This is a genomic window from Mesorhizobium sp. M1423, assembly GCF_040317575.1.
In the GTDB taxonomy this organism is placed as follows: Bacteria; Pseudomonadota; Alphaproteobacteria; order Rhizobiales; family Rhizobiaceae; genus Mesorhizobium.
This window is the reverse complement of the sequence record NZ_JAMYKU010000049.1, coordinates 1-22,589: the sequence shown is the minus strand read 5'-3', so window position 1 is coordinate 22,589 and position 22,589 is coordinate 1. Positions and strand designations below refer to the sequence as shown.

The window sequence follows — 22,589 nt, the reverse complement described above, 5'->3', positions numbered from 1 at the left end:
CGGTGCGTGGCGTTGGGCGCGCGTGGATCAGGCACCGCGCCAAAGTAGCTCTCAAGGCAGGAAATGGCAGTCGCTCCTTCGCTCAACTGCCTCTCCAAAGAATCCTTTCTCAGCCTAAACTCAACCCCAAAATCGCCATATGCGATTCCCCTGCTCTCGAGGGGGAGATATCGCCGAAGGCGACAGAGGGGGTCAGTACGTCCTCGCGCGACGCCATGTGGGACGAAAGAGAAGGTTGGCGCTTCACGCGAGGCGACCCCCTCTGGCCTGCCGGCCATCTCCCCCTCGAGGGGGGAGATTACGCCTAGCCGCTTTCGCTCAATCCAGGCCCGAAAGGCCCTCTTCCTCCAGCATCTCGGTGCCGCCGAACCGGAACGGCGCGAAGGAGGCGCGGTGCAGCCGTGCCACTGGCCCGTGCACATCGATCGCCGTGCGATGGCGCACAGTGGCGTAGCCCATATGCAGCTCGAAGCCGTAACGCGCATGATGGCTGCCGCAGCCGCACATCATGCGGTCGCGCAACACCTTGGCGACGATCGAGGCTGCAGCGATCGACTGCGAGCGCTGGTCGCCCTTGATCAGCGCTTTGCCCTCGCAGGGCAGGCCGGGCGGCACGTCGCGGCCGTCGGCCAGCGCCAGCTTCGGCCGGATTGACAGGCCGGCCACTGCACGGCGCATCGCCTCCAGGCTGGCCTTGAGGATGTTGGAGGCATCGATGCCTTCGGCGCTGACCGAGGCCATCGATACGGCGAGTGCGGAGCCGAGGATTTTCAGGAACAGCGCCTCGCGCTGCAAATGCGTCAGCCGCTTGGAATCATCGAGGCCGTCGGGGATGTTGGCGGGATCGAGCACCACCGCTGCAGCCACCACCGGCCCGGCGAGCGGGCCGCGGCCGGCCTCGTCCATCCCCGCCACCGGCCACAGGCCTTCGGCCATCGCCTTCGTCTCGAACGAGAAGTCGGGTTTCTCGACGGCTTCGAAGAGAAGCGGAGAATCGGAACGCGGGCGAGCCATGGTGCGGCGAGGTTCGCATCGGCTCCGATTCTCCGCAAGTCCCCTCCGGGTCGGGCGGGGCACCGGACCAGGAGAGGCTACCGTCTGCAAGCCCGGGGACAGGACAGGCCGGACGGGATTTTTCGCCTGCTGCGGCCGCTTCAAGCGGCTGGCGCGAGACGCTTTGTCACAGCAGCATCAGCTGCTCGGTTGCCTTGGCGGCGGGGACGAACCGGTCGGTCCTCAGCGAGCGCCGCTCGGCATTGAGGCCGAGCCGTTTGGCGGCGATCTCGAAACGGCGGCCGATCTGCCAGGCATAAGGGCCGGAGCCTTTCATGCGCTTGCCCCATTCCGAATCGTAGTCCTTGCCGTCGCGCATCGAACGGATCAGCGACATGACGTGGCGATAGCGGTCGGGATAGTGGCGCAGCAGCCAGTCCTTGAAGATCGGCGCGACCTCCAGCGGCAGGCGCAGCAGCACATAGCCCGCTTCACGCGCGCCCGCTGCCTGCGCCGAATCGAGGATGCGCTCCATTTCCGAGTCGGTCAGTCCGGGGATGATCGGCGCGACCATCACCGAGGCCGGAATGCCGGCGTCCGAAAGCTGCCTGATCGCCTCCAGCCGCTTGGTCGGCGTCGACGCGCGCGGCTCCATCGTTCTGGCCAGCATCCTGTCCAATGTCGTCACCGACAGTGCCACCTTGGCCAGCCCGCGTTCGGCCATGCGTGACAGAATGTCGATGTCGCGTGTCACCAGCGCTGACTTGGTGACGATGCCGACCGGATGCCCGCGCGCCTCCAGCACTTCGAGGATCTCGCGCATGATCCGGTATTGCTTCTCGATCGGCTGGTAGGGATCGGTGTTGGTGCCGATGGCGATGGTGCGCGGCTGGTAATTATCCCTGGACAATTCCTTGTCGAGCAGCCGCGCCGCATCCGGCTTGGCAAACAGCTTCGATTCGAAATCCAGCCCCGGCGACAGGCCCATGAAGCTGTGCGTCGGCCGCGCGAAGCAATAGACGCAGCCATGTTCGCAGCCGCGATAGGGATTGATCGAGCGGTCGAAGGAGATGTCGGGCGATTCGTTGCGGGTGATGATGGTGCGCGGCTTCTCGACCTGTACCTCGGTCTTGAAGGGCGGCAGCTCCTCCAGCGAATTCCAGCCGTCGTCGAACACATGCCGGCTGACCGGCTCGAAACGGCCGGACGGATTGATGCCCGCCGACCTGCCGCGATTGCGGTCTGGGCGGACGCGCATGCCGCTCTGCTCGATCATCGCATTCGCCATCTCGGCCCTGCCAGCGCCGAAGGCGGCAATGTCGGCACGCACGATCTGTTCCATTTTGGCCCTTTCCCAGGGACTGTCCGCCCGCTGTCGAATCGCTCTGCTCATGAATGTATTCCTATCGCACCGAGTGGAACAAAGCAAGAACTTTCTCGCGGCGTGCCGCAAAAACTGGCGCTGTCCACCGCTTTCCGCTATTCGGCTAAACATGCTCAGCGTCCTGATCGAAACCCTGAATGACGAGGAGGGCCTCGCCCGCACGCTCGCCTCGCTGATCGGCGCCGCGGTCGAAGGCGTGGTGCGTGACGTTCTCGTCTGCGACACCGGCTCGACCGATCAGACGCACCGCGTCGCCGAACATGCCGGCTGCCACTATGTCAGCGGCGGCATCGCCGCCGGCATCAGGCAGGCCAAGGGCGACTGGCTGCTTTTGCTGGAACCGGGAGCGCGGCTGGGGGAGGGCTGGATCGACGAGGTCGTCGCCCATACGGCCAGGCAAACCATGGCGGCGCGATTTTCACGGGCACGCGGCAGCCGCGCGCCGTTCCTGTCGCGGGTCTTTGCCGGAAATCGCGCTCTCGCCGAAGGCTTGGTGATCAGCAAGCGTCAGGCCGCCGCGCTGTCTAAGAGCGCCCGCAGCGCCGAAGCGATCGCCCGCGGCCTGGCGACAAGAAGGCTCCACGCCGAGATCTGGGTGGCGCCGCGGAAGTGACGGCTTACCATCCCGGCCTAGGAAAACGCCGCCCAAGCAAATTTTCTGGCGGGTTGTCGTTTATTGTGCATTGCACAAAATCTGGCCGGGGGTTACCATTCCCAGCGATACGGGCGAATGGGTTTGGGGTGTGCCGGAGCGGCGACGACGACTATCGTCGATGCTGTTCCCTCGACATTTGAGGACCCCGATGACCCTTTCAAGCCCTGACAAGTCCGGCGCTGCAAGCCTCGAGGCGATCGCACGCAACGGCGGTACGCTGCGCCGCATCGCCGCCCGCATTCCGACCTATCTTTCCGACCTTCGCGAGAATCCGGCATGGCTGCCGATGTTCATGCTGGCGCGCACCATGCCGGCGCGGCGGCTGCACTGGCGCGGTGCGAAGCCGGTTCGGCCGGCGCGCAATGTCAGTGAAACGATGTTCGCCGGCGTCGATCGCGATGCCGTCGTCGGCGCGCTGCGGACGGAGGGGCTCTATTCGGGCCTGATGCTGCCGGCCGCCATCCATGAGGAGATCGCCCGCTTCGCCGAGCACACGCCATGCTTCGGCAATTTCGACCGCCGGCTGGAATTCCTGCCCGAAAAACACGCCGATGCAGAAAAGCATTTCGGCCGCCCGCTGCTCAGCGGCCATTATTTCGAGCGGGTCCTCGACTGCAACGCTGCGGTCGCCGTGCAGCGCGATCCGCTGCTTCTCGACATCGCAGCGCACTATCTCGGCAGTCAGGCCAAGCTGATCACGACCCGCGTCTGGTGGAGCTTTCCGACCGGTGGCGTCTCGGACGCCGACAAGAACATGGCTTCGCTCGGCAAATACCATTTCGACCTCGACGACTGGCGCATGCTGAAGTTCTTTTTCTACCTGGTGCCGGTCGACAACGACACCGGGCCGCATGTCTATGTCCGCGGCTCCCACAACCGCCGCATCCTGAAGCATCAGCTGACGCTTCTGGTCGGCCATTCGGCGGAAGAGGTGCTGGGCGTCTATGGCGAGCAGAGCCCGGTCACGCTGACCGGGCAGGCCGGTCTCGGCTTTGTCGAGGATCCGTTCGGCTTCCATATGGGTACCGTGCCGACGCGCACGCCACGACTGATGATGGAAGTCGGCTTCGGCGTCTCGCCGCCGTCGCGCCGGCGGTTTCACGGCGAGCCGGTCATTCGCTGAGGCGGGATCGCCCGGCTGATACCTCGCTCCGTCTCAGCCGCGCCGCAAATGCTCGTCCAGGCGCGGCATGATCTCGACGAAGTTGCAGGGCATGTGCCGATAGTCGAGCTGCGGCTTCAAAATGCCGTCCCAGGCGTCCTTGCAGGCGCCGGGCGAGCCCGGCAACACGAAGACGAAGGTGGCGTTGACGACGCCGCCGGTTGCCCGGCTCTGGATCGTCGAAGTGCCGATCTTGTCGTAGGAGATGCGGTGGAACACTTCGGAAAAGCCGTCCATGCGCTTTTCGAAGATCGGCTCCAGCGCCTCCGGCGTCACGTCGCGGCCGGTGAAGCCGGTGCCGCCGGTGGTGATGACGACATCGATCGCATCGTCCTTCGACCAGCCCAAAACCTTGTCGCGGATCTTGTCGCGGTCGTCGGTGACGATGTCACGAGCGGCGAGGATGTGGCCGGCCTCGGTGATGCGGTCGGCCAGGGTCTGCCCGGATTTGTCGTCGGCGAGGCTGCGCGTATCTGAAACGGTCAGTACCGCGATGCGTACGGGAACGAAGGGGCGGCTCTCGTCAATCCTGGCCATGCGCCTCAGCCTCCGATGTCATGCTTCGCGTCGCGGCGACAAACCAGTCGGGATGGCGGCTGCGGATATCGACGGCCGCGCGCTTGGCCACATTGCCGGTCTCGAACAGCCCGAAACAGGTGGCGCCGGAACCAGACATTCTGGCAAAACCGGCTCCAGCCTTGTTCAGCACAGAAAGCGCCTTGCCGATGGCGGGCTGGATTGCACGCGCCGCAGGCTCGAGATCGTTGCGGGTGATCTCCAGCCAGTTGCGGATGCTGTGGAAGTCGAGGCTGCGCGGCAGCGGCGGCAGTCCCGCATTGTCGCGGCGGCCAAGCGCCTCGAACACGTCGGCCGTCGAGACGGCAGTTCCTGGATTGACGAGCACCAGACCCAGCGCCGGGAAACCCGGCACGAGCGTCAGCTCGTCGCCGATGCCGCGGGCTATCAGCGGCTTGGCTGCGAGGCACATCGGCACGTCGGCGCCAAGCGACAGGCCGATCCGCGCCAGTTCGGCATCGCCGATGTCGAGCCTCCAGGCCTGGACCAGAGCACGCAGCACAGCCGCCGCGTCGCTTGACCCGCCGCCGACGCCGGACGCGACCGGCAGGTTCTTTTCGAGCCTGATGGCGACAGCCGGCGCATGCTGGGGACCGGCCTCGCGACGCAGCGCGTCGCGCGCTTTCGCCACCAGATTATTGTCGTCGGCCGGTACCGCGGAGGCGTATTTGCCGGACACGGAAAACCCGTCGCTGTCGGCAAGTTCCGTCTCGATGCGGTCGCCGAAGCGCGTGAACACAGCCAGGCTTTCGATCGTGTGATAACCGTCGGCGCGCCGGCCGGTGACGTGCAGCGCGAGATTTATCTTGGCGTGCGCATGCGATGCCCGGATGCTGGTCTCGGAATCCACTGGCTCGGCCGCGAGGGAGACGACGGTCAATCCTTGGCCAGACGGTATTCGCCGGTCTTCGGATCCTTGACCAGCGTTCCCATCGTACCGTTGGCGGCTTGCTTTTCGGTACGCCGCACCTTGGCGGTCACCCGCTCGGCTTCCCTGACGAAGGAGCGGTAGCCGAAATAGGCGGCAATGCCGACGACGGCGAAGAAAATGATCTGCGGCATGTCAAACTCTCCCTCGCAAGGCCGGCAAGACGGCCGGTCGGGTCGGTTGATGATTTATGCTAGACGCTTTCACCGGCTTTTCAAAGCCCGAAGCGCGCCCACAGCGCGCGCTCTTCCGCCGCATCGATGACGCCGCTTGCCGCGGCGGCGGCAATATCGGGCGCCGAAAAACTCGAGCCGAACAGGCCGAAGCGGCCGAACAGGCCGCGCGGCGCGGTGATCAGCTTGAGCTGGGTCTTCGGCCCGAAACGGCTTTTCAGCACGCTGCGCATGTCGCCGAGGGCATCGACCAGCCCGAGCTCGAGCCCCTTCTTGGCCGTCCAGAACAGGCCGGTGAACAGGTCGGGATCGTCCTTGAGCTTGCTGCCGCGCCTATCCTTGACGAGATCGATGAAGGTCTCGTGGACCTCGAGCTGCAGCGCCTTCAGGCGCTCGACGTCTTCCTTCTTTTCCGGTTTGAACGGGTCGAGCACCGCCTTGTTCTGGCCGGCAGTGTGGACGCGGCGCTCGACGCCGATCTTCTTCAACAGCTCCGGAAAGCCGAACGAGGCCGACACCACGCCGATCGAGCCGACGATGGAGGACGGGTCGGCAAAGATCTCGTCGCCGGCGACCGCGATCATGTAGCCGCCCGATGCCGCCACGTCCTCGACGAAGACCAGGACCTTCTTGTTTTTCTCCGTTGCCAGGTCGCGGATGCGCCTGAAAATCAGCCGCGACTGCACCGGCGAGCCGCCTGGCGAATTGATCGAGATGGCGACCGCCGGCGCGTCGAAGGAAAACAGCTTTTCGAGAAGGCCGGCAGTCGACGCCAGCGACAGGCTCGGCCGGAACTGGCCGCCGCCGGGCATGATGGTGCCGTGCAGCCGGATGACCGGAATGGTGACGACGTTCGAGCGCCAGGATTTCGGCAGCAGGCGATTGAAAAGACGTTTCACGAGGGGGCTGTCTCCGGTCGATTTGCTTGAGGCATGTAGGAATTCGCCGGCCAACGGCAATGCCGTCACCCCGGCAATCAAAATGGATCAGTCTCCGAACAGCGACGCCAGCCCGTTATTGATCAGCTCTGCCCGTTCCGAGGGGCCATTGCCTGAATAGGCATGCAGCATCAGCGGCGGCCGGATCGACAGCTTGCCGCGTGCGCCGAGTGCTGCCCGGACGACGATGCGGATCGCTGCCGCTTCGGGGCGAGGATGAACGGCCAGCATCTCGGCATCGCCGAAGCGGCCGGCAATGGCATCGAGGATGGCGCCGAGCTGTTCCGGCCGGGCAATGACGGCCAGCCCGCCGCCCGGCCTGACCACCGCCGCCGCGCTGCGGATCCAGCTGTCGAACAGCCCGTCCTCCGCGACATGCGCGGCCTTTCTCAGCGGATCGGGCGTCGCGCGATCCTCGGCGGCATTGAACGGCGGGTTCATGATGACGAAATCGAAGCTGTTGTCCTCGAGGCCGGCGGCCGTTCGCGCCCGGCCCGACAGCGCGACATCGGCGACGAGCACCGAGGCGCGGTCGCTGAGATGCGCGTTGCCGGGATGGGCGAGCGTGGTTGTGGCGAAGGCCGCCATTTCCGGAGAACGCTCGACGAGCACTGCCTCGGCACCGGGGCAACGCGACAGTACCGCCAGGCCGGCGGCACCGGCACCTGCGCCAAAGTCGGCTAGCCGCCCGGCGAACGAGGACGGCACGGCAGCCGCCAGCATCATCGCATCCATGCCGGCGCGGTGACCTGCCTTTCTCGGCTGCACCAGCCAGAAGCGACCGCGATGGAAGGCATCGACCGTATGAGCCGGCATGTCCGGGACAAGGGCAGCGGGCGACGCGGACATTATTTTTGGCGGATCTCGTTGGCGATGCCGGCATCCGTCAGGATGCGCCGCGCCGCATCGGCCTTGTCGGCATCCACCATGACACGGCGGGGCAGGATGCCGATCGAGCCGTCGAGCACGCTCATGTTCTGGTCGGCGACGAAAAAGCCGATGCCGGCATCGCGCATCAGCGATTCGACAAAGGAAATGATGACGGCGTCGTTGGTGCGGATGAGCTCTATCATCGGATGAAACTCGCAGTTTGCGGCGTTGATGTAAACGTGGACGTGATCATGTACCAGAGCCGCCGCGCCAATTCGCCTCTTGCCGCACCGGTGGCTGCCGCCCTAGAGTCTGTCCAGGGACCATGTTGCCGTCGTGCATATCGAGGTTGGGAGTTTTGCCGTGGGTGTCGTTCTCAACATTGAAAACGGGAAGCGGGAAGCCGCCTCGATCAAGGACCTTATCGACCTGACCGCCGCCGACATAGGGCGCGTCAACGAGCTGATCCTGTCGAAGGCCGGCTCCGACGTCGAGATGATCCCGGAGATTGCCAACCATTTGATCTCGTCCGGCGGCAAACGGCTGCGGCCGATGCTGACGCTCGCCGCCGCCCAGATGTTCGGCTATTCCGGTGACGGCCACGTCAAGCTCGCCACGTCGGTTGAATTCATGCACACCGCGACACTTCTCCACGACGACGTTGTCGATGAAAGCGGCATGCGGCGCGGCAAGAAGACGGCGCGCATGATCTGGGGCAACCAGGCCAGTGTTTTGGTCGGCGATTTCCTACTCGGCCAGGCCTTCCGCATGATGGTCGATGTCGGCTCGCTGGAAGCGCTCGATATCCTGTCGAGCGCGGCCTCGGTCATCGCCGAAGGCGAGGTGATGCAGCTCGCCGCCGCCAAAAACCTCGAGACCACCGAGGATGAGCATTTCGCCGTGATCAAGGCCAAGACCGCGGCGCTGTTTTCGGCCGCCGCCGAGGTCGGCCCAGTCATCGCCCAGGCGACGCGCAATGATCGCGCAGCACTCCGCTCCTACGGCATGAATCTCGGCCTTGCCTTCCAACTGATCGATGATGCGCTGGATTACGGCGGCACCAGCAAGGACCTCGGCAAGAATGTCGGCGACGATTTCCGCGAGGGCAAGGTGACGCTGCCGGTGATCCTCGCCTATCGGCGCGGCACAAAGGCCGAGCGCAGCTTCTGGAAACGCGCCATCGAGGACAATGCCGCCGACGATGCCGGACTGGAGAAGGCCGTCGGCCTGATGCTCCGCCACGGCGCAATTGCCGACACCATCGGACGCGCCCGCCACTTCGGCGAGATCGCCCGCGACGCACTGGCGCCGCTCGAGGCGACGCCGCAGAAATCGGCGCTGATCGACGTCATCGATTTCTGCATCAGCCGGGTGAACTGAGAGGCGTCGGCGCCCGCGCCTGTTCTCATCGCGTCTTTGCCGGAAGCACCATTGCTGCGAGCAGGCTGACGACGATGCCCGCTGCGGCAAGCCAGAAGGCGACCTGGATGCGGTCGGCGACGGCAATTTTCAAGGCATTGCCGGACAATTCGCCGATTTGGCTGTTCGCAATCGCAATCAGCACGGCCATGCCGATGGCGTTGCCTACATTGAGTGTCGTCGAAGCCATCCCCAAGGCGACGCCTTGCTGGTCATGGGCGACGCCGGAAGCGGCGGCAATCCACATTGCGGTCCAGACGATGCCTTGTCCGACGCCGGAGTCGATCAGGCCGGGTACGAGGGACAGATAGCTGCTCTCCGCGGTCGCGCCTGATACCATCAATGCTGTGCCGACCGCGCCGACGATCATGCCGCCGACCAGCGTGCTGCGCGTCGAAAAGCGCGTCGCCAGACGCTCGCCGGCTTGCGTGCCGGTGGCGATGGCGACCGACGGCACGAAAAAGGCGAGGCCCGTCTGCAAGGCGGTGAAGCCGTGCACGTTCTGCAACAGCACGGTGAGGAAGTAGGGCAGCGCTCCGAAAGTGGCCATGTAGAGGAAGGTTATCGTCATGCCGCGACGACGCCAAGCGGCGCGCCTTGATCGAGTGAACTCATGCCGGTCTCCTTGTCGACAATTATTTAGTGATCGACAAAGAATTGAGATTTGCAATCCGAAGTCAAGCGGATTATTTGTTGATCGACAAAAATTGGAGACCGCCATGGCAGGCAGGCCAAGGGAATTCGACCGCGACCAGGCGCTTGAGAAAGCCCGCGACGCCTTTTGGAGGCGCGGCTACGAGGGCACCTCGATGGCCGATCTCGTATCGGCGCTTGGCCTCGCATCGGCGCGCATCTATGCCGCCTTCGGCTCGAAGGAGGATCTGTTTCGCGAAGCAGTGGCGCTTTACGAGGCCAATGAGGGCGGCTTCGCTACGCGCGCGCTGCAGGAAGAACCAAACGTCCGGCGCGTCATCGAGCGCATGCTTCGCGACGCCGTCGAAATCTATACGCGGCCGGGGCGGCCGCAGGGCTGCATGGTGGTGACGGCCGCCACCAATTGCGCCGTCGAAAATGATGCTGTGCTGCAATGGCTGGCGGAGCATCGGCTGGCGCGTACCGCGTCGATCGTCGAGCGATTGAGGGAGGCGGTGCGCGATGGCGAATTGAAGCCGGCCACCGACGCCGACGCGTTGGGCGATTATTACGCCACGCTGATGCACGGCCTTTCGGTGCAGGCACGCGACGGCGTGCCGAAAAAACGGCTGCACGATCTTGTCACCGTCGCCATGCAGGCGCTCGACGCAAGGCTTTCGCAAACGTCCTGAGTTTCAGGGCCCTGGCGCCTCACTTGCCGGCTTGTTCGGCGGCCCTTCTGGGATTGACCTTCGGCGTCGGCGGGTCGGGTATTTCGGTGGCGACAGGCTTTGGCGGTTCCGGCTCTGTCGCCGGTGCCTCGGGGCCGGCCTTGCCGAGCGCAACCGAGATGCCGAACACCTTCCATTGCCGCTCGACCGGCGCAAACAGAAGCTCGAAATTGACCTGCATCGGCACCGAGGGAAAGAAACCGGCCATATGCAGCATGCCGTTCGGCTCGATCTGCGGCAAAAGCGTCAGTTCCGGCTCCAGCACCGCGACGCCGCCGAGGTCGATGCCGTCATTGCGGTGGCCGGCGAAGATCTCGGCAAGCTTGGCCGCATTGTTGGCCTGGAAGCCCGGCGCGCCAAGATCGCGCAGCACCATGTAATTGCCGGTCTTGTTGGCCTGGTCGAGCGCCAGCAGCGAGGTGCGCACCAGGATCAGCACGCCGTTGCGGTCGATATTGGCCGGCTTCGGCGCTTGCGGCTTGGCCGATTTCTGGGTTTTCGACGTTTGCGCCAGGGCAGGCAGGACTAGCTGCGGAACGGCCGTCGCCAGCACGAAGGCTGCCAGCAACATTCTGCAATTTGGCCGCATCGATCCCGGCAGCATCGAGCTCATGCCGGCTGCATCAGTTCAGTGTCCACGATGCGCCGACGCTGACGCCGACATCGCCGCGGTTTGTCGAGGCCGATACGGCGGCGTTGAGGCGGAAATCCTGGCTTGTGCTATAGCCGAAACCGAGCGCCAGGCCCGACTGGCCCTTGAAATGGCCAAAGCCGCCCGCCATCGACAATTTTCCGGGCCTGTCGTCGTAACGCAGTCCCGCCGTCGCCAGGGCAAGCGCCGTTCCGGCACGGGCTTCCGAGCGGTTTTCGCTGACCTGCTCGCCAAGATCCTGGAAGCCGCTCTCAAGCGCAAGCGCCATGCCGCCATGGGCCAAGGCAACGAACACGTCCGCCATGTCTTCCAGAAGGCGGTTGGCCGTCAGCACGCGGCCCGATCCGCTCATGACCGCCGCCGGCAGCCCGATTTCGCTCAGAACGGACACGGCGGTCCTGGCCCGCTCCAGACCGAGCCGCCCGGCGACAAGGCCGGCCCGCGCCAGATGCGGACGGAGCCCGTTCAGCAGGTCGATTGCCGCCTGATCGTATTTGCCGTCCTTCAGCCAGCGCTGGAAGACGAACAGGACAAGCTCTCCGCTCGGCAGGGATATCGACGTGCAGACAGGCGATCCGAAGCCGAATTTTCTTGCCCACGCATAGATCGGGTCCCGCTCGATCTCCTCGCCCGTCATGAAGTCGTCGACCCGCACGAAGCTCGCCGGCTGAGTGCTGCACATGCGCTGCACGCTCTCGGGAAATTTCCAATCTGCCATGAAAGCGTCGATCAAGGGCTCGGCCTGCGCCTCGCCGATGGCGCGAAGCGGGGAATGATCGCTGATCATGAACATCGAGCCGCTTGCCGAGCGCGTGATCGCACTGGTCGCTTCCAGCGCTCCCGGCCACAGCTCGGCGGCGAACGCTGCTTCGTAGATACGATCGACGATGGCGAAGGCTTCTTCGTCGCGCGGCACTTCCAGCATCGGCGCCCCCATGGCTGGCGAAGCAAGAATTGAAATCTCATCCTGCCACGCAAAGTTGCATGGCGGAAGCTTTCAACCGCTGGCGCTTATGGATCGCTTACGGCATCGGGAAAATAGCGCCGCGCAGGCAGCGCCAAAGCGGACGCCACGCGGTCAAGGGTCGCAGTTCAGGCCCTTTCGGCATGGTTTATTAATTGCTTGACCCGATTGTGAATTCGGGCCGGGTTGAAGCACGACCCCAAAAAGGCCATGCTTTACCTGTAAAGATCGAGTCTACGGCGATCCCGCTGACGCGGAGATGGCGTTTGGCTGAAAGGGATATGATGCGGCAAGGATATGCGCGCTGGCTGACAGGGCTGGCAATCGCGACGGGCATGGCGATCTCGGCTTTGCCGGCGCATGCCAAACAGACCAGCGAGCCGGTCAGGATCACATCCTTCTCGGGGGCCTATCTCGCCGCCCGGATTGCCGAAGGCGACAACGACCTCGACAGCGCCGTCTCCTACTACAAGCAGGCGCTTGCCTTCGATCCGAACGATACGGGATTGCAGCAGAGCCTGATGCTGTCGCTGATCGCACAGGGGCGCTTCGATGAGTCCCTGGTCTACGCCGACAAGCTCAAGGCGGTTCCCGATGTCGAGCGCTTCTCGCGCCTGGCGCTGGCCATCGATTCCTTCCACAAGAAGGATTTCTCCAAGGCCGAATACTGGCTCAAGCTCTCGCTCGAATCCGATCTCGATCGGCTGATTTCGGGCGTCATGACCGGCTGGGCCAAGCAGGGTGCGGGTGACGCCGGCGAGGCCATGGCTTCCATCGACAAGCTGCAGGGCCCCGACTGGTTCGGCCTGTTCAAGTCCTTCCACCGTGCCTTGATTGCCGACGCCTCCGGCCTGCCCGACAGGGCGGATGCGCTCTACACCGCCACCTTGCAGGACACGGCCGCCGGTGGTGCCGCCCCCGAAACATGGATGCGCAACGCGCAGGCCTACGCCTCTTTCCTCGCCCGTAAGGGCGACAAGGCCAAGGCGCTGTCGGTGCTCGACCAGGCCGAGACATTTGCGCCCGGCAAGGTCGAGATTGCAGCCCTTCGCGACAAGATCAACAAGGGCGAAAAGATCCAACCCTTCGCTGCCGGCCCGTCGGACGGCGCCTCGGAAATCCTGCTCGATCTCGCCACCGCGCTCAACCGCGGCGGCGGCGAGCCGTTCGTGCGGCTTTATCTGCAATATGCGCTGGCGCTGCGGCCCGACAATGACGCGGCGCTCGTTCAGCTTGCCGCCGTTGCCGAGCAGTTGAAGGACGGCGAGGGCGCCATCGCGCTCTATCGCCGCATTCCCGCCGGTTCGCCGCTGAAGGAGCTTTCGGACCTGCAGCTCGGCCTCAACCTTGCCGATCTCGACCGCAACGACGAGGCGATCACCCACCTCAAGGCCATCGTCGATGCGCATCCCGACGACATGCGCGCCTATCTGGCGCTCGGCGGGGTCTATTCCTCGAAGGAGGATTTCCGCTCCGCCGCCAATCTTTATGACAAGGCGGTCGAGGTGCTGAAGACGCCGACCGCCGTCAACTGGAACATCTTCTACCAGCGCGGCATCGCCTATGAGCGGCTGAAGGAATGGCCGAAGGCCGAGCCGAATTTCCGCAAGGCGCTGGAGCTCTACCCCGACCAGCCGCAGGTTTTGAACTATCTCGGCTATTCCTGGGTCGACAAGGACATGAACCTCAAGGAAGGCCTCGCGATGATCCAGAAGGCCGTCGACCTGAGGCCGAGCGACGGCTACATCGTCGATTCGCTGGGCTGGGCCTATTATCGCCTTGGCCAGTTCGACGACGCTGTGCGCGAAATGGAACGCGCCGTTTCGTTGAAGCCGGAGGATCCGGTGCTCAACGATCACCTCGGCGACGCCTACTGGCGCGTTGGCCGCAAGCTGGAAGCCACCTTCCAGTGGAACCAGGCCCGCGACCTGAAGCCGGACCCGGACGTGCTTGCCGCCTTGCAGCAAAAGCTGATGAAGGGCCTGCCGCCGATCGAATCCAACACGGCGCAGGAAACCCCGAACGTAAAGCCCGAGCCGGCGCCCGCCCCGAAGGGGTGACCCCATCGCCTTGACGGTCGCGGAGCGGCACTCTACGAGGTGCCGCATCCCGCCGGAGGCCGCCGTGACCGTTGACATCCCTGCCCACACGCATCCCAGCCGCTCGTTCCAGGGGCTGATCCTGACCTTGCATAATTATTGGGCGGACTATGGCTGCGTCGTCCTCCAGCCTTACGACATGGAAGTCGGCGCCGGTACCTTTCATCCGGCAACGACATTGCGCGCGCTCGGCCCAAAACGCTGGAACGCGGCCTATGTCCAGCCCTCGCGCCGCCCCAAGGACGGCCGCTATGGCGAAAATCCGAACCGGCTGCAGCATTATTACCAATACCAGGTGATCCTGAAGCCCAATCCGCCCAATTTGCAGGAGCTTTACCTCGGCTCGCTGGCCGCGATCGGCATCGATCCGCTGCTGCACGACATCCGCTTCGTCGAGGACGACTGGGAAAGCCCGACACTGGGCGCCTGGGGACTGGGCTGGGAGTGCTGGTGCGACGGCATGGAGGTGTCGCAGTTCACCTATTTCCAGCAGGTCTGCGGCATCGAATGCGCGCCGGTGGCGGGTGAGCTCACTTACGGGCTGGAACGGCTGGCCATGTATGTGCAGGGCGTCGACAATGTCTACGACCTCAACTTCAACGGCCGCGAAGGCGCCGACAAGGTGACCTATGGCGACGTCTTCCTGCAGGCCGAGCAGGAATATTCGCGCCACAATTTCGAATTCGCCAACACGGTGATGCTGCTCAGGCATTTCGAAGACGCCGAGGCCGAGTGCAAGGCGCTGCTACAAGCCGGCGCGCCGGCGTCGAACGACAATCTGGCGATGCACAGGATAGTATTCCCCGCCTACGACCAGTGCATCAAGGCCAGCCACGTCTTCAACCTGCTCGATGCACGCGGCGTCATTTCCGTCACCGAGCGCCAGAGCTACATCTTGCGGGTTCGCAATCTGGCCAAGGCCTGCGGCGAGGCGTTTCTGCTGACGCAGGCGGGTGGAATGGCGGCTTAGCTCCAGGCGATTTCGACAGGGGCGCTGATTGGCAACGTGCCTTGGCCGCTTGCACCGGCTATTGTCCGCAGCGCCTGCCGGACGCCGGGCATCGAGAAGGCACCGTGCACCTGCGCTGTAAAACAGGCGCTGAGCGCGAGGATCTGCAGGAATGTCGATGCCGTTTTCATGGTCGTTCAGCCAATAGCTCTCTGCCTGAGCGTTGGTCGCTTCAGCGCTGCGTTCGGTTCATGGAAATCTTTGATCCAAGGACGGGCGGACCGGCGCGTGTCCGACAGGAGGCTGAATTTTTTCGGAAATCGCCGCTGGACGCCTTGATCGTGCTGGCCCGATCTTGCTGGGAAGGGTGACAGCAGCCGACCGAGTTGCTATGCCCCGCTTACCTCCGCCTCGATGGGGGAGGACGCCGCGAAGCGGCGGCTGTTTTTTGTCGCGTGAGCTCTTTCAATGCCTGACCTGCTTCTAGAACTTCGTTCCGAAGAAATCCCCGCTCGCATGCAGCGCAAGGCGGCCGGCGATCTCAGGAAGCTTTTGACCGACGGTCTGGTCGAAGCCGGGCTGACCTATGAGGCGGCGCGCGAATATTGGACGCCGCGTCGGTTGGCGCTCGACATCCGCGGCCTGACCGCCCGCTCGAAGGACATCAGCGAGGAGATCAAGGGCCCCTCGACCAAGGCGCCCGAGCAGGCGGTGCAAGGTTTTCTGCGCAAGGCCGGCCTTGCCTCGATTGCCGAGGCGCATGTCCATTCCGATCCGAAGAAGGGCGACTTCTATGTCGCCCATATTTCCAGGCCGGGCAGGTCGGCGGAGCAGATCATCGCCGAGCTGGTGCCGGGCATCATCCGCAACTTCCCCTGGCCGAAATCGATGCGCTGGGGGCCGGCGTCGGCCAAGCCCGGGTCGCTGCGCTGGGTGCGGCCGCTGCAATCGATCCTGTGCACCTTCGGCCCGGAAACCGAGGAGCCGGTGGTGGTCGATTTCGAGATCGACGGTATCCGCTCAGGCAACGTCACCTACGGCCACCGTTTTCATGCGCCGGGCGCCATCACGGTGCGCCGCTTTGACGATTACGTCGCCAAGCTTGAAGCGGCCAAGGTCGTGCTCGATGCCGACCGACGCAAGGAGATCATTCTTGCCGATGCCAGGAACCTCGCCTTCGCCAGCGGGCTCGACCTCGTCGAGGACGAGGGGCTGCTGGAGGAAGTGTCGGGCCTGGTCGAATGGCCCGTCGTGCTGATGGGCGAATTCGAGCAGGATTTTCTGGCCATTCCGGCCGAGGTGATCAGGCTCACCATCCGCGCCAACCAGAAGTGTTTTGTGACGCGGCCGCATGGCGCGGGCGACGAGCTTTCCAACCGCTTCATCCTTACCGCCAATATCGAGGCCAAGGATGGCGGCAAGGAGATCGCCCACGGCAACGGCAAAGTGGTGCGCGCCCGCCTGTCCGACGCGCTCTATTTCTGGAAGACCGACCAGGGCGACCTGCCGGATCTCGACCAGTTGCAGGCATCGGCGGAAAAGTTTGGGCTTGACCTTAACAAGCCGCTCGACCAGCGCATGGCCCGCCTCGACCATCTCAATGTGACGTTTCATACCAAGCTCGGTACGCAAGGCGAGCGGGTGGAGCGGATCGCCAGGTTGGCGGAAGAACTGGCGCCGATCGTGGCGCAGTCGATCTCCCCCCTTGAGGGGGAGATGCCAAGTGGTGGCAAAGAGGGCAGGCCAGAGGGGGTCGCTTCGGCTGGCACGACGCGATCTGGCCTTTCGAAGAAAGAGGAAGTTGGCGCTCCACGCGAGACGACCCCCTCTGTCGCCTTCGGCGACATCTCCCCCTCGAGGGGGGAGATTACCGCGCTCGCCCGCCGCGCCGCCGTCCTCGCCAAGGCCGATCTCACCACCGAAGTGGTTGGCGAGTTCCCCGAGTTGCAAGGCCTTATGGGCCGCAAATATGCGCTGCTGCAGGGCGAGCATCCTTCCGTCGCCGCCGCCATCGAGGAACACTACAAGCCGCAGGGACCGTCAGATCGCGTGCCGACCGACCCGGTATCGATCGCCGTGGCGCTCGCCGACAAGCTGGATACGCTGGTCGGGTTCTGGGCGATAGACGAAAAGCCGACCGGATCGAAGGACCCCTATGCGCTCAGAAGAGCGGCGCTGGGAGTAACGAGAATACTGATTGAGAACGGGATTAGGTTGTCCCTGAAATCTGTGGCCAATATCGCGTCCGAAGATATTGCAGATCACATACGCGATCCCAAACTCGACCGACAGTTCGAAATTGCCGCGGAGCTAGAGCAGCAACTCGGAGGAGATTCGCTTACCGATCTCGTCATCGAGCGCGATTCCGCAATCTCAAACAACACCTTTGAGCGTTCCGGAGAAAGGCAGCAGCAAGAGATCAACAATCTCCTCTCCTTCTTCCACGATCGCCTCAAAGTCTATCTCCGCGATCAGGGTGCGCGGCACGACCTGATCGACGCGGTGCTGGCGGCGGGTTCGCGCCCGATCTCCCCCCTCGTGGGGGAGATGTCGGCGCAGCCGACAGAGGGGGGCGCTGTCCCGCCGCCCTCTCGGCGCGAGGCGCCCCCCTCTGCCCTGCCGGGCATCTCCCCCACAAGGGGGGAGATTGGCCAAAACGACGACCTGCTGCAAATCGTCCGCCGTGTCGAAGCGCTCGGCTCATTCCTCGATACCGACGACGGCAGGAACCTGCTTGCCGGCACCAAGCGTGCGGCCAACATCGTCGCTGCCGAAGAGAAGAAGGCGACGGCGATTGCAAGCAGTGTTGAGCCGACGCTGTTCCGGGGGGACGCCGAAAAAAGACTGTTTGCCGCGGTGAATCAGGCCGAGAGGCAAGCCGGCGAAGCAATTCAAAACGAAGATTTTTCCGCCGCCATGCTGGCGCTTAGCGTGTTGCGCGAGCCGGTTGATTCATTCTTTGAGAAAGTCCTCGTAAACGATGAGGACCAGGCGGTGCGCGCCAATCGCCTGGCATTGCTCGCCCGCATCCGCGCCGCGACCGACCGGGTTGCGGATTTCTCCAAGATAGCCGGCTGACATCCGCGAAAAAATCATCGCTGCCGGCCATTCGAGCCGGCTTACAGTCATATGCCGATGATCTCCACGTGGCAAAAGGGACATGTTCCCAACCCACGGAGGCTTCCATGAATTCCGCTCACGACATCGAAGTGACAGAAGAGACCGAGACGCTTGAACCCACCTCCGAAACGACGCTCGACGAGGCCGCTACCGCCGCGATCGAGGCCGATCTGTCGGACGACGAGGACGGCGACGACGAAGACACGGACAAGGAAGCTGCTGAAGACGATAAGTCGGCTACCCTCTCCGACGACGAAGAAGAAGACGAAGATGAAGATGACGACGAAGACGACGACGACAGCGTGAAGGCCGAAAGTGCCGGCGAAAAAGACGCTGACGACAAAGAAGAATCAGACGACGCCGACGATACGGACGAAGAAGAAGCAGCCTGAGATTCAGGCGCTCCGCTTCAGTCCGTGAACCAGCGCGGCGCTCTCGCGCGGCCCTGGTTTCCGGCGCTGCTTCAGCCGCTATTTGGGCTGATCGGGAGCTGCTAGCGGTGCAGGCTGCGGCGCCGCCGGCTCAGGGGTTTTGCTGGCGACCTTTGGATCGGCTTTGCCGTCCGCGGCGGGCGCTGCAGCGGTGACCGGCGCGGTTTTGGGCGCGGGCGTTGCAAAGGCATCGCCGACGATACCGCCGCGAATGATCATCGGGCTTCCGGTCAAGCCATGACTCGGCTGGCTTGGGATCGCCGCGACCTTTTCGTCGGTGACGTTTCCATTGACGTTGGCCAGCTTCTCGCCAAGCGCGACGATCGACGGTGTCTTCGCTCCCTCGACCGCGTTGGTACTTACAACCGAAGGTGCCGCCGTCTTTTGCCCGACAAAAACGAGCGACGAGGCCTGTGCCGTGCCGGCCACAACCGCCAGACCAAGCGCTCCAATAACACGCATCGAAAGCATGATAATTCCCCTTGCCCAGGAAGACGGCACCCTAGCCGAGGGCAGTTGATGCCGGCTTGCGGGGAAACATAGCATTTTAGCGATTTGCGATTCGCCAATGCCTGGGCTTGCTCGCCCGGCGTCGCCGTATTAGGCACCCGCATCCGTGAGGTGACGACAGTGGCTGAAATTCGTGCCGTCGGCGAGGCGATGGAAAGGGCGTTGGCGCTGCTCGAAAGCGGCGACGTCGTCGCCATACCGACCGAGACCGTCTATGGGCTGGCCGGCGACGCGACCAATGGCGTTGCCGTGGCTCGTATCTTCGAAGCCAAGGGTCGCCCGCGCTTCAACCCGCTGATCGCCCATATAGCCGATCCGACGATGGCCGAGCGCATCGCGCTGTTCGATCCGCTGTCGGAAAGATTGGCGCAGGCATTCTGGCCGGGACCGCTGACGCTGGTTCTCCCGCAACGGCCCGGCAACGGTATTCATCCGCTGGTCACCGCAGGGCTGGACACCATCGCGCTGCGCATGCCGAAAGGCTTTGGCGGCGAGCTGATCGCCAGGTTCGGCCGCGCGCTTGCGGCGCCCAGCGCCAATTCCTCGGGCAGGATCAGCGCCACGACGGCGGAAGCAGTGGCGGCCGACCTCGGTCCCAGGATCAAGCTTGTGGTCGATGGCGGCGCGACGCCGGTCGGGCTGGAATCGACCATCCTCAAGGTCGAAGCCGGAAAGCTGCGGCTGCTGCGACCGGGCGGCATTGCCGCCGAAGAGATCGAAGCAGTGGCCGGGACAAAGTTGCTGCGCGGCGCTTCGGGCATCGAGGCGCCCGGCATGCTCGCCTCGCATTACGCTCCGGGTGCGGCGGTGCGGCTCAATGCCGGCAAGGTCGCCACAGGCGAAGCCTTGCTGGCCTTCGGCCGCCGCCGTGCCGAGGGCTGGCGCGATGCAGCCGCACTGCGCAATTTGTCGGAGACCGGCGACCTGCGCGAGGCAGCAAGCAATCTCTTCGCTCATCTGCAGGATCTCGATGGCAGCGGCGCCAAAACCATCGCCGTCGAGCCGATACCGTTCGAAGGGCTGGGCGAGGCGATCAACGACAGGCTTTCGCGCGCCGCCGCCCCGCGTGACAAGATCGCCCCTCGTGACAAGATGGATTGAGCACCATAGTTTCCACCCATGAACGACATTTCCCCCGACCTCGATCCTGCCGTCATCGCGCGCTTTGTGACAATCGTCGGCGACAAATATGCGCTGCGCGACCAGCAGGACATCACGCCTTACCTCGCCGAGCGGCGCGGACTTTGGCACGGCAGGACGGCGCTGGTGCTGAGGCCGGGGACCGTCGAGGAGGTCAGCCGCATCATGCGGCTGGCGAGCGAGACGGGCACGCCGATTGTACCGCAAAGCGGCAACACCGGGCTGGTCGGCGCCCAGGTGCCGGACGCGTCCGGCCGCGAGATCGTGCTGTCGCTGTCGCGGCTAAAGCGCATCCGTGAGATCGATACCCTGTCCAACACGGTGACGGTCGAAACCGGCGTCATCCTGCAGACGCTGCAGGAAGCGGCCGATGCCGCCGACCGGCTGTTTCCGCTGTCGCTTGCCGCGCAAGGCTCCTGCCAGATCGGCGGCAATCTCTCTTCCAACGCCGGTGGCACCGGCGTGCTTGCCTACGGCAATGCGCGCGAACTCTGCCTCGGCGTCGAAGTGGTGCTGCCGACCGGCGAAGTGTTCGACGATCTGCGCAAGCTGAAGAAGGACAATACCGGTTATGATCTGAAGGACCTGTTCGTCGGCGCCGAGGGTACGCTCGGCATCATCACCGCCGCCGTGCTCAAGCTTTTCCCCAAGCCCAAGGGGCGCGAGGTGGCGTTTGCCGGCCTGTCATCGCCGGAGGCGGCACTGTCGCTGTTCAGCCTCGCGATGGACCGTGCAGGGGCAGCGCTCACCGCCTTCGAGCTGATCGGCCAGAGGCCTCACGACTTCACGCTTGCCCACGCACAAGGCGTAGTGCGGCCGCTGGCCGGCGATTGGCCGTGGTATGTGCTGATGCAGATCTCGTCGGGCCGCTCGGCCGAGGATGCACGGGCGCTGATCGAAGAGGTGCTGGAGGCAGGCCTCGAGCAAGGGATCGTCGGCGATGCGGTGATCGCGTCAAGCATCGCCCAGGGCGATGCGTTCTGGAATTTCCGCGAAGTGCTGCCCGAGGCGCAGAGACCCGAAGGTGCCTCGATCAAGCACGACATCTCGGTGCCGGTGGCGTCGATCCCGCCCTTCATCGAAAAGGCCGCCGGCGCCGTGCAATCGGTCAGTCCCGGCGCACGCGTCGTCTGCTTCGGCCACATGGGCGACGGCAATCTGCACTACAACATTTTCCGGCCGGTCGACGGTGACGACGAGGCGTTTCTCGGCCTTTACCACGTCATGAACAAGGCCGTGCACGACGTCGTGCGCTCGTTTCATGGCTCGATCTCGGCCGAGCACGGCATCGGCCAGTTGAAGCGGGACGAATTGATCGCGACGGCGCCGCCGATGGCGATCGAGCTGATGCGCAGGGTGAAGGCCGCTTTCGATCCCGCCGGCATCATGAATCCCGGTAAGGTTATCTGATCCTTTCGCCGGCCCGCGCCGGTTCGTATTCCGATAACCATCCGCCTCGGATCAGCAAAATTTAACCGACTTTCTTAAGCGCGAGGATAAGAAGCTCGCGCTAATGTTTCTCCACAACGAGGCTGGGAAAACCGGCCCGGAGATCCGGAAACACCGGCTCTCAGGAGAAACAGGAAAGGCACGATATGAACACTGGACTGAAGCCAGTCTGGGCCGGGCGCAATATGCGCCTCGACCCATTCCGCCTGCCGCAGGTGGTGAGCTACGCCACGCGCGACGACTATGGCGACGTTACCTTCACCATCGATCAGCGCGGCGCGGTTATCCGCCGCACGCTGGAGATCAGCGGCGTGCCGGCGATCATCGCTCTGCCCGCCAACGCGTTTCGCGGCGTCGCCGCGCGCGCGATGGAGGATCCGGATGGCAATGTCACAGTGACGCTTGAGCTTCTGCACAACGACCCGATGCTGTCGGTGCCGCTGCTGGTCGCCGACGATCTAGACGACGTCGCCGCCGACTGGCGCGCCTGGGCCGACGCCTACCGTCTGCCGATGCTGCTGATCGAGGCCGACGGCATTGCTCGGACGCTGGAAGAATCGCTCGGCGCCGCCATCAAGGCGCTGCCGGCGCAGGACCGCCGCAAGGGTCGCGTCTCGACCATGCGCCGCCCGCGCTTCCTCGCCCGCCGCCGCGCCGGCGACCTCGGCCTCAGGCTGGTCATCGGCGGCGAGGAGCTTATTTCGCGGGAATAGGCCTGAGCGCCTCTTCCTTCTCCCACAAGGGGCCTGTTGCGTAATTCGCTGATTGTGATTCTCTGAGGTGGACGGTCTGAGGGAATCGCGATGGCAGTGA

Annotated in this window: 24 protein-coding genes; 11 read left to right on the top strand and 13 right to left on the bottom strand. The window is 64.2% G+C overall.

The features are described from left to right. Positions 1-318 precede the first annotated feature (318 nt). Positions 319-1,014 carry a ribonuclease HII gene (gene rnhB, locus NKG95_RS32975; protein ID WP_353043734.1) on the bottom strand — a complete coding sequence of 232 codons (696 nt, stop codon included), beginning with the start codon at positions 1,012-1,014 and terminating at the stop codon, positions 319-321. A 166-nt stretch (positions 1,015-1,180) separates the two neighbouring features. Next, positions 1,181-2,335, bottom strand: coding sequence for a PA0069 family radical SAM protein (locus NKG95_RS32970; protein WP_352483734.1), 1,155 nt, complete (start codon positions 2,333-2,335; stop codon positions 1,181-1,183). Positions 2,336-2,486: 151 nt separating this feature from the next. Between NKG95_RS32970 and NKG95_RS32965 the strand changes: the two genes are divergently transcribed. Together NKG95_RS32965 and NKG95_RS32960 are read left to right on the top strand one after the other, a co-directional pair. Beyond that, positions 2,487-2,990 carry a glycosyltransferase gene (locus NKG95_RS32965; RefSeq protein WP_353043733.1) on the top strand — a complete coding sequence of 168 codons (504 nt, stop codon included), beginning with the start codon at positions 2,487-2,489 and terminating at the stop codon, positions 2,988-2,990. 190 nt (positions 2,991-3,180) lie between these two features. Continuing rightward, on the top strand, positions 3,181-4,155 hold the full coding sequence (locus NKG95_RS32960) for a phytanoyl-CoA dioxygenase family protein (protein WP_352548673.1): 975 nt from the start codon (positions 3,181-3,183) through the stop codon (positions 4,153-4,155). A 33-nt stretch (positions 4,156-4,188) separates the two neighbouring features. On the opposite strand, the gene moaB is transcribed toward NKG95_RS32960, so the two are convergent. The 6 genes from moaB to NKG95_RS32930 all read right to left on the bottom strand — a co-directional run bounded on the left by moaB (position 4,189) and on the right by NKG95_RS32930 (position 7,882). Then, the gene (gene moaB / locus NKG95_RS32955) at positions 4,189-4,731 is read right to left on the bottom strand and encodes a molybdenum cofactor biosynthesis protein B (protein ID WP_023716860.1); all 543 of its coding nucleotides are present in this window, start codon (positions 4,729-4,731) and stop codon (positions 4,189-4,191) included. After that, a complete protein-coding gene (locus NKG95_RS32950; RefSeq protein ID WP_352814490.1) occupies positions 4,718-5,620 on the bottom strand; it encodes a 4-(cytidine 5'-diphospho)-2-C-methyl-D-erythritol kinase in 903 nt (300 codons plus the stop codon). Before NKG95_RS32950 ends, moaB begins: the two co-directional genes overlap by 14 nt. Before the next feature lie 26 nt (positions 5,621-5,646). Continuing rightward, positions 5,647-5,832: a membrane protein gene (locus tag NKG95_RS32945; RefSeq protein WP_023674078.1), complete on the bottom strand. Its 186-nt coding sequence runs from the start codon at positions 5,830-5,832 to the stop codon at positions 5,647-5,649. Between the two features lie 80 nt (positions 5,833-5,912). After that, a complete protein-coding gene (locus NKG95_RS32940) occupies positions 5,913-6,770 on the bottom strand; it encodes a S49 family peptidase (protein ID WP_023716862.1) in 858 nt (285 codons plus the stop codon). Between the two features lie 87 nt (positions 6,771-6,857). Beyond that, positions 6,858-7,658 carry a tRNA1(Val) (adenine(37)-N6)-methyltransferase gene (locus tag NKG95_RS32935; protein WP_352965347.1) on the bottom strand — a complete coding sequence of 267 codons (801 nt, stop codon included), beginning with the start codon at positions 7,656-7,658 and terminating at the stop codon, positions 6,858-6,860. After that, complete coding sequence (locus NKG95_RS32930; RefSeq protein ID WP_023716864.1) at positions 7,658-7,882, bottom strand: putative signal transducing protein; 225 nt, start codon at positions 7,880-7,882, stop codon at positions 7,658-7,660. The genes NKG95_RS32935 and NKG95_RS32930 overlap by 1 nt, the downstream gene beginning before the upstream one ends. 160 nt (positions 7,883-8,042) lie before the next feature. Here NKG95_RS32930 and NKG95_RS32925 point away from each other — a divergent pair, with 160 nt between their 5' ends. Continuing rightward, positions 8,043-9,059 (top strand): polyprenyl synthetase family protein, encoded by a 1,017-nt coding sequence (locus NKG95_RS32925; RefSeq protein WP_353043732.1) that lies wholly within the window; start codon positions 8,043-8,045, stop codon positions 9,057-9,059. Positions 9,060-9,084: 25 nt separating this feature from the next. Here the strand turns inward: NKG95_RS32925 and NKG95_RS32920 are convergent, their stop codons facing one another. Beyond that, positions 9,085-9,669 carry an MFS transporter gene (locus tag NKG95_RS32920; protein WP_353043731.1) on the bottom strand — a complete coding sequence of 195 codons (585 nt, stop codon included), beginning with the start codon at positions 9,667-9,669 and terminating at the stop codon, positions 9,085-9,087. Between the two features lie 148 nt (positions 9,670-9,817). Here NKG95_RS32920 and NKG95_RS32915 point away from each other — a divergent pair, with 148 nt between their 5' ends. Next, positions 9,818-10,423 (top strand): TetR/AcrR family transcriptional regulator, encoded by a 606-nt coding sequence (locus tag NKG95_RS32915; protein WP_352850365.1) that lies wholly within the window; start codon positions 9,818-9,820, stop codon positions 10,421-10,423. Positions 10,424-10,442: 19 nt separating this feature from the next. Here NKG95_RS32915 and NKG95_RS32910 read toward each other — a convergent pair whose 3' ends face one another. Continuing rightward, on the bottom strand, positions 10,443-11,075 hold the full coding sequence (locus NKG95_RS32910; RefSeq protein WP_353043730.1) for a hypothetical protein: 633 nt from the start codon (positions 11,073-11,075) through the stop codon (positions 10,443-10,445). Positions 11,076-11,085: 10 nt separating this feature from the next. Then, positions 11,086-12,039: a YadA-like family protein gene (locus NKG95_RS32905; RefSeq protein WP_352850362.1), complete on the bottom strand. Its 954-nt coding sequence runs from the start codon at positions 12,037-12,039 to the stop codon at positions 11,086-11,088. Between the two features lie 323 nt (positions 12,040-12,362). Here NKG95_RS32905 and NKG95_RS32900 point away from each other — a divergent pair, with 323 nt between their 5' ends. Both NKG95_RS32900 and NKG95_RS32895 read left to right on the top strand, forming a co-directional pair. Further along, on the top strand, positions 12,363-14,138 hold the full coding sequence (locus NKG95_RS32900; protein ID WP_353043735.1) for a tetratricopeptide repeat protein: 1,776 nt from the start codon (positions 12,363-12,365) through the stop codon (positions 14,136-14,138). Between the two features lie 64 nt (positions 14,139-14,202). Next, positions 14,203-15,147 (top strand): glycine--tRNA ligase subunit alpha, encoded by a 945-nt coding sequence (locus NKG95_RS32895; RefSeq protein WP_353043729.1) that lies wholly within the window; start codon positions 14,203-14,205, stop codon positions 15,145-15,147. Here NKG95_RS32895 and NKG95_RS32890 read toward each other — a convergent pair. Then, on the bottom strand, positions 15,144-15,317 hold the full coding sequence (locus NKG95_RS32890) for a hypothetical protein (RefSeq protein WP_023716871.1): 174 nt from the start codon (positions 15,315-15,317) through the stop codon (positions 15,144-15,146). The genes NKG95_RS32895 and NKG95_RS32890 overlap by 4 nt on opposite strands. Before the next feature lie 277 nt (positions 15,318-15,594). Here NKG95_RS32890 and glyS point away from each other — a divergent pair, with 277 nt between their 5' ends. Then, positions 15,595-18,204, top strand: a complete 2,610-nt coding sequence (glyS, locus tag NKG95_RS32885) for a glycine--tRNA ligase subunit beta (RefSeq protein WP_353043728.1) — start codon at positions 15,595-15,597, stop codon at positions 18,202-18,204. 107 nt (positions 18,205-18,311) lie between these two features. Beyond that, the gene (locus NKG95_RS32880; RefSeq protein WP_353043727.1) at positions 18,312-18,638 is read left to right on the top strand and encodes a hypothetical protein; all 327 of its coding nucleotides are present in this window, start codon (positions 18,312-18,314) and stop codon (positions 18,636-18,638) included. 78 nt (positions 18,639-18,716) lie between these two features. Here the strand turns inward: NKG95_RS32880 and NKG95_RS32875 are convergent, their stop codons facing one another. Beyond that, complete coding sequence (locus NKG95_RS32875; RefSeq protein ID WP_353043726.1) at positions 18,717-19,148, bottom strand: hypothetical protein; 432 nt, start codon at positions 19,146-19,148, stop codon at positions 18,717-18,719. 159 nt (positions 19,149-19,307) lie between these two features. Here NKG95_RS32875 and NKG95_RS32870 point away from each other — a divergent pair, with 159 nt between their 5' ends. From NKG95_RS32870 to NKG95_RS32860, 3 genes are all read left to right on the top strand, one after another. Continuing rightward, positions 19,308-20,288 carry an L-threonylcarbamoyladenylate synthase gene (locus NKG95_RS32870; RefSeq protein WP_353043725.1) on the top strand — a complete coding sequence of 327 codons (981 nt, stop codon included), beginning with the start codon at positions 19,308-19,310 and terminating at the stop codon, positions 20,286-20,288. A gap of 18 nt (positions 20,289-20,306) precedes the next feature. Then, complete coding sequence (locus NKG95_RS32865) at positions 20,307-21,737, top strand: FAD-binding oxidoreductase (RefSeq protein ID WP_353043724.1); 1,431 nt, start codon at positions 20,307-20,309, stop codon at positions 21,735-21,737. A 185-nt stretch (positions 21,738-21,922) separates the two neighbouring features. Further along, positions 21,923-22,489, top strand: coding sequence for a DUF6101 family protein (locus NKG95_RS32860; protein WP_352483727.1), 567 nt, complete (start codon positions 21,923-21,925; stop codon positions 22,487-22,489). The last annotated feature ends 100 nt before the right edge of the window (positions 22,490-22,589 follow it).